Raw genomic sequence first — 311 nt, 5'->3', positions numbered from 1 at the left:
CCACAAGGGCGATGATCTGGGCAGTGAAGAGGCGTCCATAGACGCGGTTCGACAGGACCTTGAGCATTTCTCGGCCTCAGAGGAATTTACTGATCAGCTTGAACTCGTCGATCGGCCGGCGCTGCTCGGGCGGGAGCTCGCCGACGACTTCGTCCAGGCAATGGTCGAGATGGTCCTGGACCAGTGTTCGCTTTGCCTGCGCAATTGCGCTTTCGACCGCCTGCAACTGCGTGGCGATGTCGAGGCAGGAACGCCCGGTTTCGATCATCTCGATAACCTTGGCGAGGTGTCCGCCAGCTCGCTTTAGACGC

The 311-nt window shown here is 60.1% G+C and carries 1 protein-coding gene; it reads right to left on the bottom strand.

The window, feature by feature from the left end; genetic code table 11:
* Positions 1–76: 76 nt before the first annotated feature.
* Positions 77–268, bottom strand: coding sequence for a metal-sensing transcriptional repressor (locus OO68_RS49105; protein ID WP_078625846.1), 192 nt, complete (start codon positions 266–268; stop codon positions 77–79).
* Positions 269–311: the final 43 nt, after the last annotated feature.

The sequence above is a fragment of the Streptomyces iakyrus genome (genome assembly GCF_000717055.1).
Taxonomy (GTDB): Bacteria; Actinomycetota; Actinomycetes; order Streptomycetales; family Streptomycetaceae; genus Streptomyces; species Streptomyces iakyrus.
The sequence above is the reverse complement of the archived record's forward strand: the minus strand, read 5'-3'. Positions and strand labels throughout refer to the sequence as shown.

Bases quoted from the DNA above. Each gene is read 5' to 3' on its own strand.
- OO68_RS49105 (WP_078625846.1), bottom strand. From the start codon at position 268: ATGATCGAAACCGGGCGTTCCTGCCTCGACATCGCCACGCAGTTGCAG.